Origin of the sequence: Halogeometricum rufum, from assembly GCF_900112175.1 — an archaeon.
Lineage (GTDB): Archaea > Halobacteriota > Halobacteria > Halobacteriales > Haloferacaceae > Halogeometricum > Halogeometricum rufum.
Map to the genome: position 1 here is coordinate 151,016 of NZ_FOYT01000001.1, position 14,461 is coordinate 165,476.

14 protein-coding genes are annotated in these 14,461 nt (G+C 69.3%); 5 read left to right on the forward strand and 9 right to left on the reverse strand.

Annotated elements, in window-relative coordinates; genetic code table 11:
• Positions 1 to 51: 51 nt before the first annotated feature.
• Positions 52 to 2,208, reverse strand: coding sequence for an ATP-dependent DNA helicase (locus BM310_RS00750; protein ID WP_089806908.1), 2,157 nt, complete (start codon positions 2,206 to 2,208; stop codon positions 52 to 54).
• Positions 2,209 to 2,448: 240 nt separating this feature from the next.
• Between BM310_RS00750 and BM310_RS00755 the strand changes: the two genes are divergently transcribed.
• The 5 genes from BM310_RS00755 (at position 2,449) to BM310_RS21620 (ending at position 6,313) form a co-directional block, all read left to right on the forward strand.
• Positions 2,449 to 3,369 carry a mechanosensitive ion channel family protein gene (locus BM310_RS00755; RefSeq protein ID WP_089803839.1) on the forward strand — a complete coding sequence of 307 codons (921 nt, stop codon included), beginning with the start codon at positions 2,449 to 2,451 and terminating at the stop codon, positions 3,367 to 3,369.
• Between the two features lie 166 nt (positions 3,370 to 3,535).
• A complete protein-coding gene (locus BM310_RS00760; RefSeq protein WP_089803840.1) occupies positions 3,536 to 4,036 on the forward strand; it encodes a histidine kinase in 501 nt (166 codons plus the stop codon).
• A 164-nt stretch (positions 4,037 to 4,200) separates the two neighbouring features.
• On the forward strand, positions 4,201 to 4,665 hold the full coding sequence (locus BM310_RS00765; protein ID WP_089803841.1) for a histidine kinase: 465 nt from the start codon (positions 4,201 to 4,203) through the stop codon (positions 4,663 to 4,665).
• 69 nt (positions 4,666 to 4,734) lie between these two features.
• Complete coding sequence (locus tag BM310_RS00770) at positions 4,735 to 5,655, forward strand: DUF7537 family lipoprotein (protein ID WP_089803842.1); 921 nt, start codon at positions 4,735 to 4,737, stop codon at positions 5,653 to 5,655.
• A 106-nt stretch (positions 5,656 to 5,761) separates the two neighbouring features.
• The gene (locus BM310_RS21620; protein WP_218156414.1) at positions 5,762 to 6,313 is read left to right on the forward strand and encodes a hypothetical protein; all 552 of its coding nucleotides are present in this window, start codon (positions 5,762 to 5,764) and stop codon (positions 6,311 to 6,313) included.
• A gap of 78 nt (positions 6,314 to 6,391) precedes the next feature.
• Here BM310_RS21620 and argF read toward each other — a convergent pair whose 3' ends face one another.
• From argF to argH, 8 genes are all read right to left on the reverse strand, one after another.
• Positions 6,392 to 7,291 (reverse strand): ornithine carbamoyltransferase, encoded by a 900-nt coding sequence (gene argF / locus BM310_RS00780; protein WP_089803843.1) that lies wholly within the window; start codon positions 7,289 to 7,291, stop codon positions 6,392 to 6,394.
• Between the two features lie 5 nt (positions 7,292 to 7,296).
• Entirely contained in the window at positions 7,297 to 8,358 is a 1,062-nt protein-coding gene (locus BM310_RS00785; RefSeq protein ID WP_089806910.1) for a [LysW]-lysine hydrolase, read from the reverse strand.
• Between the two features lie 149 nt (positions 8,359 to 8,507).
• Positions 8,508 to 9,644 (reverse strand): aspartate aminotransferase family protein, encoded by a 1,137-nt coding sequence (locus BM310_RS00790; RefSeq protein WP_089803844.1) that lies wholly within the window; start codon positions 9,642 to 9,644, stop codon positions 8,508 to 8,510.
• Positions 9,641 to 10,579 (reverse strand): acetylglutamate/acetylaminoadipate kinase, encoded by a 939-nt coding sequence (locus BM310_RS00795; protein WP_089803845.1) that lies wholly within the window; start codon positions 10,577 to 10,579, stop codon positions 9,641 to 9,643. The genes BM310_RS00790 and BM310_RS00795 overlap by 4 nt, the downstream gene beginning before the upstream one ends.
• A 72-nt stretch (positions 10,580 to 10,651) precedes the next feature.
• The gene (argC, locus tag BM310_RS00800) at positions 10,652 to 11,698 is read right to left on the reverse strand and encodes an N-acetyl-gamma-glutamyl-phosphate reductase (protein WP_089803846.1); all 1,047 of its coding nucleotides are present in this window, start codon (positions 11,696 to 11,698) and stop codon (positions 10,652 to 10,654) included.
• The gene (gene lysX, locus BM310_RS00805; RefSeq protein WP_089803847.1) at positions 11,695 to 12,573 is read right to left on the reverse strand and encodes a lysine biosynthesis protein LysX; all 879 of its coding nucleotides are present in this window, start codon (positions 12,571 to 12,573) and stop codon (positions 11,695 to 11,697) included. Before lysX ends, argC begins: the two co-directional genes overlap by 4 nt.
• Before the next feature lies 1 nt (position 12,574).
• The gene (lysW, locus tag BM310_RS00810; RefSeq protein WP_089803848.1) at positions 12,575 to 12,754 is read right to left on the reverse strand and encodes a lysine biosynthesis protein LysW; all 180 of its coding nucleotides are present in this window, start codon (positions 12,752 to 12,754) and stop codon (positions 12,575 to 12,577) included.
• Between the two features lie 235 nt (positions 12,755 to 12,989).
• Positions 12,990 to 14,459 carry an argininosuccinate lyase gene (gene argH, locus BM310_RS00815; protein ID WP_089803849.1) on the reverse strand — a complete coding sequence of 490 codons (1,470 nt, stop codon included), beginning with the start codon at positions 14,457 to 14,459 and terminating at the stop codon, positions 12,990 to 12,992.
• Positions 14,460 to 14,461: the final 2 nt, after the last annotated feature.

Here is a 14,461-nt window from a genome sequence, read left to right on the forward strand (position 1 = left end):
TCTCACCGGCTGAGACGGACGGCGACGCCCGCCCCCGTGCGCTCGCCCCCGTCAGGGCCGCGGCGGTTCGCCGTCGTAGGCGTCGTGGTCGTTGTAGAAGTTCAGCATCGCGAACTTCAGCTTCTCGGTAGGAACGTCGACGAGTTCGGCGCGCTCCTCGGACGGGAACGTCGACCGCACGCCGTACTTGCCCATCTGCGAACTCGCCCGCGTGTAACGTTTGTCGGCGAGGACGCGGACGCCGAAGTCCTCCGGCGACCGGATGACGCGGCCGAGGGCCTGTCTGGTCTTGCGGATGGTGGGAATCTCGACGGCGTAGCGCCAGCCCGCCTCGCGACGACCGCTGTACACCCGGTCGTAGGCGTCCTGAATCGCCTCCATCCGCTCGGAGAGGTGCGGGTAGGGCACGCCGACGACGACGACGGTTCGCGCGTCGTCGCCGTCGAAGCTCACACCCTCCGCCAGCGTCCCCCACAGCGAGGTGAGCAGCACCGCTCCCTGACTCGCGACGAACTTCGACCGTATCTCCTCCGTCGGCGTCCCCGCCTCGTCGAGGAACAGGCGGTCCGTCACGTCCATCCGCGACTGCAGTCGCTCGTGGTATCGCTCGGCCTCCGCGTACGACGGGAAGAACACGAGCGCGTTCCCGGGCGTGAAGCGCGCGGCGTCGGCCAACACCTGCGTCAGCGTCTCCTGCGTCGCCGGTTCCTCGCGCTCGGAACTGAACAGCGCGGGCGTCTGCACCGCGAGCGTTCGCCGGTTCTCCTCGGGGTACGCCAGTTCGTACGCCATCGTCGCCGGGTCCGACAGGCCCAACACGTCCTCGGTCACGTCGAACGGCCGGAGCGTCGCCGACATGAGGATGCTCGCGTGCACCTCCTCGAACAGCGTCTCGGTCACCTCCCGCGGGATGCAGGTGTAGAGTTCGGCGCGTCCGTACACCTCCTCGGTACCGCCGTCGCGGCGGACCGAACACATCGGGTGCTGGCCCAACTTCGCGCCGTCGGCCATCCACGCGGCGACGAACTCGGCGGCCTGCAGCGTCTGGCACTCCTTGCGCGTCGTCGTCTCGCCGTCCCTGTACGCCTCCTCGTACTCGTCGTCGAGGCGCTTACCCAACTGGAGGGCGAGGTCCGCCTCCGTGCTGATTCCGCGGCCCTCGTACCGGTCCAGGAAGGCGAGCGTCAGGTCGTCGCGCCTGTCGTGGTTGGCGATGGGCAGGTCGTACCAGTTGTCGCCGACCTGTTCGCGTTCGCCGAAGCCGAGGGCGTCGTCGTACGTCTCCCGGAGTGCGTCGAGGAACGCCCCGAGGACGTTCTCCGCGGCGTCGGCGCGGGAGTCGTCCGCGTCGTCGAGTTCGCTCAGCGCGCTCTCGAGCGTGTTCTCCGTGAGCGTGCGACTCGCGTGGTCGCGGGCGGCCGACTCGATGTTGTGCGCCTCGTCGAAGACGGTGATGACCTCCTCCGGGTCGCGGTCCAGCCACCGGAAGAACTGCTCGCGGATGTTCGGGTCGAGCAGGTGGTGGTAGTTGCAGACGACGAGGTCTACCTGCTCCATCCCCTCCTTCAGCAGTTCGTAGCCGCACAGCATCCGCTCGTCGGCGTACTCGTAGATGTCCTCGGGCGTCCGCACGTCGTCGAACAGCCACGAGAAGAACGCCTCGGTGTCCTCGGTGAGGTTGTTGTAGTAGTGCTCGCAGACGTTCCCCTCGCGCAGGTCCTCGAGTTCGTCTTCGAGGTCGTCGAGTTCGTCCGTCACGGCCGTCCGCGCGTCCGCCGCGCCCTGTTCGCCCTGCCGCATCCGGTCCACGAGGGCGTCGGCCTGTTCGGACAGTTCCGCCACGTCCTCCTCTTTCTCCACGAGACTCCGCGTCGTGTCTCGGAGCGTCTGGCACTCCTGGTACTCAACGTCGATGTGACACATCGACGACTTCCCCTTGAACACGACGGCGCGTATCGGCTCCGTCCGGGTGATGGCGCGCGCGTCCTCGACGAACTGGCGCATCTGCTGGTGGACGTTCGTCGTGATGACCACCGTCTTGTCCTCCCGTCTGGCGTACTCGAGGGCGGGAACCAGCGCCGAGAGCGTCTTGCCCGTCCCCGGCGCCCCCTCGACGAGGACGTCGCGCTCCGATTCGAGGGCCTCGGCGATGCCGTCCATCGCCTCCTCCTGGTTCGGGTACGGGCGGTCGTACGGGAAGAACCGCATGTGTCCGCTCGTCTCTGCCACGGTGCGTCCTAACGCCCCATCGGTTATAATCTCCCGGTTGGGTACGCGTTCCGACGGGTTTCGTTCGACGTCAGCGCCGGACGGCCGACGGGGAGCGTTGGCCCCCGCGAGCGACGTTGCCGGGGTCGCCCCGACCGAAAATCGACGCCCTCGCCGCCCCGATTCGGCCAGAACGGTCGCAACTGTTTTTATGTGCTAGCAATTACCAATGTCCGTAACATGTACGCTTCCAGTGGCCTGCCGGCGGCCCCGTTACAGGCGGACCCGATTCCCGACTCGCTGAACGAACTGCTCGCCCAGTACGGCGGGCTCGTCGGGAAGGTAGTCGCGTTCGTCCTCGCGTTCGTGGTCGTCTGGCTCGTCGCTCGGGTCGTCCTCGTGCCGTTGGCCAACCGGGTGCTCAGAGAGCGCGGGTACGACGAGACGGTCCGCAGTCTCGCCGACAGCGTGTTCGGCGCGCTGGCGCTGCTTCTCGCCCTCGCCGTCGCGTTCACCGTCGCCGGGTTCGGCAGCATCATCGCGGCGTTCGCGACGCTCGGCGGCGCGTTGGCGCTGGCACTCGGTTTCGCCGCGCAGGACCTGCTGGCGAACTTCGTCGCCGGCGTGTTCATCCTGAAGGACAAGCCGTTCGAGGTGGGCGACTGGATAGAGTGGAACGACATGTCGGGGCGCGTCGAGGACATCGACCTGCGCGTCTCCCGCGTGAAGACGTTCGACAACGAGCAGATCACGGTGCCGAACGCCGAACTCGCCAACAACGCGGTGAAGAACCCCGTCGCCTACGACCGACTCCGGCAGAAGTTCGTCTTCGGCATCGGCTACGACGACGACATCGACCACGCGAAGTCCGTCATCGTCGACGAGGCGCGCTCGAACCCCGACATCATGGACGACCCGGCGCCGGACGTCCGAGTGACCGAACTCGCCGACTCCTACGTCGGCCTCCAGTCGCGCTTCTGGATCTCGGACCCCTCGCGCGCCGACTTCGCGCGGGTTCGCTCGAACTTCGTGCAGGCGGTCAAAGAGCGTCTCGACGCCGAGACCATCGACATGCCGTACCCGTACCGCCAACTCACCGGCGCCGTCGAGACGACGGCCACGGTGACGGAGTCGTCCGCCTCGCCCGCGACGGACGACTGACGCGGAACTCCGCGCCGCGGGTCGATTCTCCCCTGTCCTGCCGTTGCGCCGGACTGTCGCCCCGTCGCGTACGTTCGTCCCGGGTTCGCGCTCCCGCACTCTCGTGTGCGCGCCGCGGACCTGACCGAGAGAGGGTTTTCTCCTCGGGGAACCTCTAGGACCTGTCATGTCCACGAAAGCTACCGGCAGTGCGGTCGAAGGCGGCGAACAGATACTCGACGAACAGCCCGAGATACTCACCGGAGTCGAGAGCTGGCAGGCCGGCGTGGGCGCGGGTCTGCTCGGTGCCGTCGCGTTCGGCGCGGTGATGGCCATCGTCGCACCGGGTGCGTTGACGGCCGCCATCCCCGCGATGTACGGCCTCACCGGCGGCGCCGCGGGGACGTTCGTCCACCTCGCCCACGGCGCGATTCTCGGCGTCGCGTTCGCGGCCATCCTCCGCGCGCGCCCCGACTTCGGGTCGAACCTGACTCGCGCGACCATCGCCGGCGCGGCGTACGGCGTCGTGCTCTGGGTCGTCCTCGCGGCGTTCGTGATGCCGGTCTGGCTCTCCGCCGTCGGCTTCGCGGGCGCGCCGCCCCTCCCGTCGTTCGACCCCATCAGCCTGGCCGGCCACGCGCTGTACGGTATCGTCCTCGGCGCGGCGTACCCCCTGCTGCGCCGGTGAGCGCCCGGCCAGAACACCTCCAGAACCGTACATTAAGTTTTTCCGACACCGCTACCGACTAACCGGCAATATTCCCTCCCTCTCGACGTAAAGCTATCCCCATCGTGCGGCGGCGACACCGCGCCGAGATGACGTTATGCGGTCGGTGCACGCTACTGAATAGCATGGCAACCGAGACAGCCACACAGACGGTCGAATCGACCTCGAACGGCGACTGGCAGGCGGGCGTCGTCGCCGGCGTCGCCGCGGGAATCGCGATGGGGGCCCTGATGGTGATGCAGATGCGGCCCGTCCTCGAAGTGGCGATTCCGTCGATGTACTTCCTCAGCGGCGGCCTCGCCGGCTTCACCATCCACGTCGCACACGGTGCGGTTCTCGGCGTCGTCTTCGCCGCCATCGCAGCGACGCGACCGGACCTCTCGACGGGCACGAGTCTCGGACTCGGCGTCGCCTACGGCGTCGTGCTCTGGGTCGTCCTCGCCGTCCTCGTCATGCCCGTCTGGCTCTCCGTCGTCGGGTCGCCCGCGAACCCGCCGCTGCCGAACGTGAACGTGACGAGCCTCGTCGGCCACGCCGTCTACGGCGCGGTCCTCGGCGCGGCCTACCCCGCGGTTCGGGGCCGACTCTGAGCGTCGGCCCCCGGGCCGAGTCGTCTCTCTGAGTCAACATTTTTTCACACCGGCGGACGGACGGGGGGTATGGTTCCCAGGTCGTTCGCCGCCCTCGCAGTCGCAGCGATGCTCCTGCTCGCCGGCTGTGGCGCGCTCTCGTCGTCGCAGGAGGCGCCCACCGAGCAACCGCCCGTGACCGAATCGGTGACGGAGTCGACGGTGACCGAGGCAGCGTCCGCCGCGCCCGACTCCGCCGCGTCGACGGCCGAGACGACGGCGTCGCCGACGGAGACGCCCGACCCCGACGCGGCCGCCGACGTGGAGTGGGTAGAGTGGAACGCGTCGCTGCCGGCCGCGTTGCCCCCGGGCGTGAACGAGTCGGGCGTCGACGCCGACACGCTCCTCGCCGCCCACGGGGAGTCGCTCGCCGACACCGGGTTCGTCGTGACGCGAAACACCACGGGGCAGTCGGCCGACGCGGCGCAGTCCACGTCCGGGAGCGTCCACGCCCGCGTGACGGCGAATCGCTCGGAGGCGCTCCTCCGGTACGTCACCGGCGGCCCCGACAGACAGGTGTACCTGACCGACGACCGACTGTTCGTCCGGACGGTCCGAGACGGCGAGACGCGGGTTCGCAGCGGTGAACGGACGCCGAACGCCTCGTCGGTCCCGGACGACTTCCGCTTCGACGGCGACGTGGCGACGTTCGTCGAGAACGCCGCGCACGAACCCGTCGGCAGCGTCGTCCGCGACGGGCGGACGCTCGTCGTCCTCGAAGCCGACGCCGAGGACGCGCGCGGCCTGTTCGGCCCCGAGGGCGAACTCGACGGCGACGTGACCGCGCTCCGGTCGCAGGTCCTCGTCGCGCCGAACGGCACCGTCGTCGAACACCGCGCGCTCCTCACCGTGACGGAGGCGGGCGGCGACGCCACCACCACCACCTATCGCTACGCCGTCGAAACCGGGACCGTCACCGTCGAGCGTCCGGCGTGGGCGACCGAGGAGTAGCGGACGAGCGAACGCCGAGCGGACGCCCCGAAGCGGTCACCGACGCGGACAGTCGACTTCGGGACGCAAACAGCCTCTTGCGTGTCGCGGGCCGAACACGAAGCCCATGTTTGGTGCCTACGCGCTCGGCAAGCGGGCCGCAAAGTTCGGCTACAAGCGATTCGGCGTCCCCGGCGCCGTCGCCTCGGGCGGGGCGGCACTCGTCGGCTACGTCGCCGTGCGACGCGCGCTGAAGTCGCTCACGAATTCCGGCGACGTCACCTCGGCCGTCGACGCCGAGACGATAACGCGCGCCGTCGAGGAGGACGGCCTCTCGGCGGTGACGGACAGGGCGACGCTCGAAGCGGCGGTCGACGAGGAAGAGTTGGACGCCCCCGTCGACATCGACGAACTCCGGTCGTCCGCGGCGGTGGAGTCCGAAACGCTGACCGATTCGGACGACGCCGTCGACGTCGTCGGTTCGCAGGACGACGTGGACGTCGTCGACCCGTACCGGGAGACGGCCGCCGACTCGGACGACGTGGACGTCGTCGACGTGGTGGACGAACCGGACGGCGACGGGATGGACGAATCAGACGGCGACGGGATGGACGAATCAGACGGCGACGGGACGGACGAATCGGACGCCGACGCGGACGACGAGCACAGCGAGAAGTAGCCCGCACCGTCGCCGTTCGCTCGGCGTCGCCCGTCCGGTCCCATCCGCCGCGCATCCGCGCTTTCTCCGACGGGACGACTACTCGTCCAGCAGTTCGACCAGGAGGCCCTTCTGGGCGTGCAGGCGGTTCTCCGCCTGGTCCCAGACGAGGGCGCGGTCGGATTCGAGGACGTCGTGGCTTATCTCTTCGCCGCGGTGGGCGGGCAGACAGTGCATCACCTTCGCGTCCGTCCCGTCCAGCAGCGACTCGTTCACCTGATAGCCCTCGAACGCGGCGAGTTTCTCGTGTCGCTGGGACTCCTGTCCCATCGAAATCCACACGTCGGTGTACACCACGTCCGCGTCGGCGACTGCCTCTTCGGGCGTGTCGGCGACGGTCGGTTCGCCGCCGTACTCCGCGGCGTGCGCCAACACGTCGTCGTCGATGCCGTAGTCCTCGGGCGTGGCGACGGTGAGGTCCAGTCCCGCCATCGCACAGCCGAGGACGAACGACTGGCCGACGTTGTTGCCGTCGCCGACCCACGCCGCCTGCACGCCGTCGAAGCCGCCGAACGCCTCTCTGATGGTGAGGAGGTCCGCGAGCGTCTGGCACGGGTGCGCGTCGTTGGTCAGGCCGTTGACGACGGGCACCTCGGCGTACTCGGCTATCTCCACGAGGTCCGCGTGCTCGAACAGGCGGGCCATCACCACGTCCACGTAGCGCGAGAGGACCCGCGAGGTGTCCGACAGCGGTTCGCCGTGACCGAGTTGGATGTCCTCGGGGCCGAGGAAGATGGCGTGGCCCCCCAACTGCGTCATCCCCGTCTCGAAGGAGATGCGCGTCCGGGTGCTCGGCTTCTCGAACAGCATCCCGAGCGTCTGGTCCTCGAGTCGGGTGTCGTCGGCGCCCGACTTGACCGCCGCCGCGCGGTCCAGGACCGCGTGCAGTTCGTCCGTGCGCAGGTCGTCGATGTCGAGGAAGTGTGTCGTTTCGAGCATCCCTGTCACTCCGTCAGCGTCTCGCAGACGCCGGTCAGCACGTCGATGGCGGCGTCGTACTCCGCCAGGTCGAGGTGTTCGTTCGGCGCGTGGTCGAGGTCCGAGTCGCCGGGGCCGTACGTCGCCATCGGGCAGTCCCACTGCCCCGCGAAGATGTTCATGTCGCTGGTGCCGGTCTTCCGCAGGAGGCGGGGGTCGCCGTCCTCCTGTCGGATTGCGACGCGGAACGCCCGCGCCACTTCCGTCCGGGGACTCGTCATCACGGGCGGGATGGGCTTCTCCCAGTGGACGCTCCCCTCGGCCAGTTCGCCCTCGGCGACCTCTTGGACGTCCTCGATGGTGAGACGCGGGGGGACGCGGAACTGCACGTCCACCGTCGCCTCGACGGCCAGTCCGTCCTCGGTGGGGCCGCCCTCGAAGTTCACGGGCTTCGTCGTCACGGTGTCGAAGACGCCCTCCTCCTCGCTCTCGAAGAAGTCGGCGACGCGCGACCACCAGTCGACCGCCGACTGGATGGCGTTGTTCTCCGGGCGCGAGGAGTGGCCGAGTTCGCTCGTGGCGACGTACGTCCCCGAGAGGAACCCGCGGTAGCCGAGCGTGATGCCGTCCCAGCCCGACGGTTCGCCGTTGATGAGGGCGTCGGGTTCCGCGCGGTCCTCCAGCAGGTGCCACGCGCCCGTGGAACTCGTCTCCTCCTCGACGACGCCGGCGAACGAGACGCCCGTCTCGACGGCCGCGACGGCCATCGACGCGAGGGGGCCGGTGGCGTCCACGCTGCCGCGGCCCCACAGCACGCCGTCCTCTATCTTCACGGGCACCTCGCCGGGCACGGTGTCGATGTGCGAGGTGAGAAGCACCGAGTCGTCGGCGGGCGCGCGGACGTTGCCCACCTCGTCGATCCACACCTCGCGGTCGTGCGCCTCGAAGAACGCCTTCAGCACCGCGGCCGCCTCGGACTCGTCGCCCGACACCGACGGCGTCGAGACGAGGTCCGCCAGCAGCGTCTGCGCCTCGTTCAACCCCTCGGTGAGGTCGGCCTGTACGTCGAACGGTTCGGCGTGCATCATCTCTCTCTCCTCGTCTGTCCTCTGTCCGTTCGTCTCCGCGGCCGCCGTCTGTCCGTTCGTCTCCGCGGCCGCCGTCTGTCCGTTCGTCCGCCCTTCGCTGGCCGCGTCGTCGGCCTCGGCGCGTTCCTCCTCGGTGAGATGGATACCGCTCATCCCGTCACCTCCACGAACGCGTCGACGAACTCGTCGGCGTGGTCCTCCGTGACGACCAGCGGCGGCAACAGGCGCACGACGGTCCGCCCGGCGGGCAGCGCCAGCACCTGTTCGGAGATGGCGAGGTTCTTCAGCACGCGGTTCGCCCCGCGCTTCACCTGCACACCGAGCATCAGGCCCTGCCCGCGCACCTCGCGCACGGGCAGGTCGTGTTCCTCCGCCGCGGCGGTTATCTCGCTCTTGAGGTACTCGCCGACGGCGGCGGCGTGACTCGGGTAGTCCTCCTCGACGATGGTGTCGAGGGTGGCGTTCGCCGCCGCGCAGACGACGGGGCCGCCGCTGAACGTCGACCCGTGGTTGCCTGGGTCGTCGGCTATCCAGTCGGCGACCAGCGTCGCGCCGAGGGGCAGGCCGTTGGCGATGCCCTTCGCCGAGGTGAGGATGTCGGGCGTCACGCCCGACTGCTCGCAGGCCCACAGCGTCCCCGTCCGACCGACGCCGGTCTGAATCTCGTCGAACGCGAGGGCCGCGCCCGCCTCCTCGGTGAGTTCGCGGGCCGTCTGCAGGTACTCCGTCGTCGCGGGGTGGATGCCGCCCTCGCCCTGCACGGGTTCGAGGAAGACGGCCGCCGTCTCCTCGTCCACCGCCGCCGCCAACTCCGCCTCGTCGCCGTAGGTGACGAACTCCACGTCGCCCGCCAGCGGTTCGAACGGCTCCTTGTACTTGTCCTTCCACGTCATCGCCAGCGCGCCCATCGTCCGGCCGTGGAAGCCGCGCTTCGTGGCGACTATCTTCGAGCGACCCGTCGCCGAGCGCGCGAACTTCATCGCCGCCTCGTTCGCCTCCGTCCCGGAGTTGCAGAGCCAGACGTTCTCCAGTCCGTCGGGGGCGACGGCGGCCAGTTTCTCGTACAGTTCCGTGCGGGCCTCGACGGGGTAGGAGGCCTGCACGTACGTCAGCTTCTCCGCTTGTTCCTGCACCGCCTCGGTGACGGCGGGGTGGGAGTGGCCGAGTGCGGCGACGGCGTACGACGCGCCGAAGTCGAGGTACTCGGTGCCGTCGGTGCCGTACAGGTAGGCCCCTTCGCCGGACTCGATGCCGATGGGTTTCTCGGAGAACACGAAGCCGCTCATGCGTCCACCTCCTCGACGAGGGCCGACGCGTGGACGTGGGTGCCGCCGCCGCGAATCGCCTCCACGACGGGGTCGTTCACGTTCGCGGACGCGACGATGACCTTCGAGGCCCCGCCGGTCAGCGCCTCTTTCGCCGCCATCACCTTCTTCGTCATGAACCCCTCCGCGGCGGACTCCAGCGCGGCGAACTCCTCGGCCGTCTCCACCCGGTCGATGAGCGTCGCCTCGTCGTCGGGGTCCTCGTAGACGCCCGTGACGTCCGTGAGGACGACCAACTCGGCGCCGAGTGCGCCGGCGACGGCGGCCGCCGCGCGGTCCGCGTCGGCGTTGACCGCGACGCCGTCGTCGGCCAGCATGGGGACGGTGACGACGGGGACGTAGCCGTCGCCGAGGAGCGTCTCCAGCAGGTCGGCGTTCACGTCCGTTATCTTCCCGGAGTGGTCGCCGCGCTTGATCTTCTTCTTGCCGTCCTCGACGACGCGCACCGCGGACTTGCGCGGCCCCGTCAGGAGGCCGCCGTCGACGCCGGAGAGGCCGAGGGCGTCCACGCCCGCCCCGCGGAGCGTCGTCACGAGGTCCGTGTTCAGTTTGCCGGGCATCACCATCGAGAACACCTCCATCGTGCGCTCGTCGGTGAAGCGCCCGACGACGCCCGACGGCGTCTCGACGTAGGTGGGTTCCTCGCCGAGTTCTTCGAGGGTGTCGTCCACCGCGGTTGACCCGCCGTGGACCACGACCACGTCGCGGCCGTTGGCGACGAGGTGCGCCACGTCCTGGACGGCACCGGCCGGGTCCACCGCTCGTGCGCCGCCGACTTTGACGACGACCGGCGGTTCGTCCGCCGGCACGGTGCCGCCGTCGGCGCAGAGGGTGGCGTCGTTGTCGGCCAGTTCGTCGTGTAGCGAGGCGAGTTCGTCGCGGGTGTAGCGTGTCATCGGTGGTGTGAAACTGTGTGTGGTGGGTCGGATGCGAGTCGGGTGCGTGGTCCGGTCAGTCTGCGGTTCGGTTCAGGGCGCGCCGACCGGGTGGAGTCCGGTGAACTCCAGTCCGGCCGTCTCCTCCAGGCCGAGGGCGACGTTCGCGGCGTGGACCGCCTGCCCGGCGGAGCCCTTCATCATGTTGTCGATGGCCGAGAAGACGACCACCCGGCGGTTCGAGGGGTCGAGTTCGAAGCCGACTTCGGCCGTGTTCGTCCCCGCCACCGCCTTCGGTTCGGGGTAGCGGTAGACGCCGCCGCCGCCGGCGACGGTGCGCACGAACGGTTCGTCGGCGTAGGACCCCCGGTAGGCCTTCCACATGTCGCCCTTCGAGACGGGCGCGTCGGGGAAGACGTGACAGGTGGCGCTCGCGCCGCGGACCATGTCCACCGCGTGGACGGTGAACGAGACGGAGAGTCCGAGGAACTGCTCTATCTCGGCCTCGTGGCGGTGGCCCGTGGGCGCGTACGGGCGGACGATGCCCGAGCGCTCGGGGTGGCTGGAGGCGTCGCCGCCGCCCGCGCCGCCCTCCGAGGAGCCGACTTTCACGTCCACGACCACCTGCTCGTCGCCCGACAGCACGCCGGCGTCGAACAGGGGCTTCAGGCCGAGGATGGTCGCCGTGGCGTTGCACCCGCCCGACGCGATGAGGTCGGCGCCGGGGAGGTTCTCGCGGTTTATCTCCGGCAGGGCGTACTCGGCCTGCTCCAGATACTCGGGGCAGACGTGTCCGTCGTACCACTCGTCGTACTGCTCCTCCGTGTCGAGGCGGAAGTCCGCCGAGAGGTCCACGACGGTGTCGGCGGCGTCGCGGAACGCGTCGATGTGCTGCATCGAGACGCCGTGCGGCGTCGCCGCGAACAGCACGTCGACGGATTCGAGGTCCTCGGGCGAGGTGAACCGCAGGTCCATCTCGCGGAGGTTCGGGTGGACGTGGCCGACGGTCTTGCGCTCCTTCGAGCGACTCGTCGCCTGCGCCACCTCGAAGTCGGGGTGTTGGTACAGGAGACGGAGCAGTTCGCCGCCGGTGAAGCCGGTGCCGCCGACGACGCTCGCGGTGTACGTCGCTTCGCTCATGCCGTCGTCGCCTCTGCGACCGTCTCGTCGGCCTCGACTTTCGCTTCCAGCCAGTCGACCACCGCGGCGGGCACGTCCGTCTCGACGGCGTCGTTCAGCGCCTTGAACTCGACGGTGTGGTTCACCTCGTGGACGGTGTAGTCCTCGCCTGTCTCCATGAGGTCCACGCCGAGCAGTCCGCCGCCGACGGCGTCCGACGCCTGCTGGACGAGTTCCCTCGCGCGGTCGTCGAGTTCGAACGCCTCGGCCTCGGCTCCCTTCGCGGCGTTCGTCAGCCAGTGGTCCGACGAACGCGTCATCGCGGCGACGGGGTCGCCGTCGACGGCGACGACGCGGATGTCGCGGCCGGGCTTCTCCACGAACTCCTGCACGTAGAACACCTTGTGCTGGTAGTGACCGAGCGTGGCCTTGTGTTCGAGGATGGCCTCGGCGGCCGAGGGGGAGTCTATCTTCGCCATCAGGCGACCCCACGACCCGACGACGGGCTTGAGGACGCAGGGGTAGCCGAACTCCTCGATGGTCTCCATCGCGGCGTCGGTGGTGAACGCGACTTCGGTGTTGGGCGTGGGGACGCCCGCCTGCTCCAAGGCGAGGCTGTTCTTCACCTTGTCCGCGCACACCTCGGCCGTCTCCGCGGCGTTCACCACGGGCACGTCGTAGGCGTCGAGGAACTGCGTCGCGTAGAGGCTCCGACTCGTCGCCAGACAGCGGTCGAGCACGACGTCGATGTCGTCGAACGCCGCCGGCGGTTCCGAGATGTTGAACTGCTCCTTCCGGACGTCTATCTTCGCCACCTCGTGACCGCGCTCGCGAAGCTCGCCGAGGAGGAGCTTCTCGTCTCTGCGAATCCGGGAGTAGAGCAGCCCAACCTTCATCTTACTCGCCCCAGTCCTCTTCGAGTTCGGGCGCTTCCTCCAGTGTCACGGGGTCGAGCGAGACGACTTCCAGCTCTGCGCCCGTGGCGGGACTGTCCACGATTTCGCCGACTTCGACGTCGGCGGGGAGTTCGATCGCTTCTCCGGTCAGCGGGTCTTCTGCGGTAATGGTGTCTGCCATCGTACTCGTCGCTGGGCGATGTGGAGACTTAAACCCATCGAACTTATCATCGAAATTAAAAGAACGGAGACGGCTCTATCGGCAGAAATCGGGGGAGCGAACGGGTCGTGTGAAATCTGTGTCGGATTTCATATGTTATTCGTCCCCGGACGGGGACGGTCGTCGTGGCGGTCGCGGGACCGGTCGAAGCGGCTTCGCGTCGATGCGGCGCGCGGCCGTCTGCGTCGTGTGTGTCTCAGTCACGGGTCCTCACCTCTACCTCGGTCGCGAGTCGCTCCGCCGCCGAGTCGAGCGCTTCCCGGCGGTCCGCGAGGGTCGTGCGGTCGGCGTCGACGTCCGCGCCCGCCTCGTCGAGTTGGGCCGCGACCGCGGCGGGTGCGGGTCCGCCGGGGGAGTCGCGACTCTCGACGCTGTGGACGGGGTCGAGCGCTCGCTGCACGTCTGCACGGCTCACGTATTCGAACAGGGAGGCATCTAACACTTCATCCGCGGATGCGTCAAGTGTTGCGAGATCCGGCGTCCCGTCGGCGCGTTCGGCGGCGGCCGCGACGACTTCGTGCGCCGTGCGGAACGGCAGGCCGGCCATCGCGAGTGCGTCCGCGACGCCCGTGGCCGTCGAGAAGCCGTCGCCCGCGGCGGATTCGAGCGTCTCGGCCGGCCAGTCGGCCGACGACACCGCGCCGGCGACGACGGCCGTCGCCTCCGACACCGCGTCGACCGTCTCCCACGCGTGCGGCGTCGCACGCTGCAGGTCGCGGTTGTACGCGCGCGGCAGGCCCTTCAGCGTCGTCAACAGGCCCGAGAGCCCCGACGCCGCGTCGCCCGCGGTGGCGCGGACGAGTTCGAGCGTGTCGGGGTTCACCTTCTGGGGCATGATGGAGGAGGTAGACGAGTAGTCGTCCGACAACTCGACGAACCCCTTGTTCGCGAAGATGACCACATCTTCGGCCAGACCGGACAGCGTCGTCGCGTGCGTCGCCAGCGCCGACACCGACTCGATGAGGAAGTCACGCGCCGACGAGGCGTCCATCGAGTTGCGCAGGACGCCGTCGAACCCCAGCAGTTCGGCCGTCCGCTCTCTGTCCACGTCGAACGGCGTCCCGGCGAACGCGGCGGCCCCGAGGGGCGACTGGTTCGTCCGGTCGTAGGCGTCGAGGAGGCGGGCGGTGTCGCGGGCGACGGCCGCCTCGTACGAGAGGAGGTAGTGTGCGACGGTGGTGGGCTGGGCGGGTTGCAGGTGCGTGTAGCCCGGCATCACCGTCTCCACCTCCGCCTCGGCGGCCGCGAGGAGCGACTCGCGGAGCGCCAACGTCGCCTCGACGGCCGACAGGAGGTCCTCGCGCAGGCGGTGACGGATGCACGTCGCCACCTCGTCGTTGCGACTGCGGGCGGTGTGCATCTTCCCGCCGTCGGGACCGACGCGCTCGACGACGGCCGTCTCGATGGCTTCGTGGACGTCCTCGCCCGCCGGGAGGGCGGCGTGGCCCTCGCTCTCGACGGCGTCGAGGGCGGCCAGAATCTCGGCGGCCACGTCGGACTCGACGATTCCCCGTTCGTCGAGCATCACGACGTGCGCGCGGTCCACCGCCACGTCGGCGGCGAAGATGCGCTCGTCGGCCGCGAGGCTCGACATGAACGCGCGGGCGGGGCCGCCGCTGAACCGGTCGCGGCGGACGACTCCCTCGTCGGCTCCCTCCTCGCTCATCG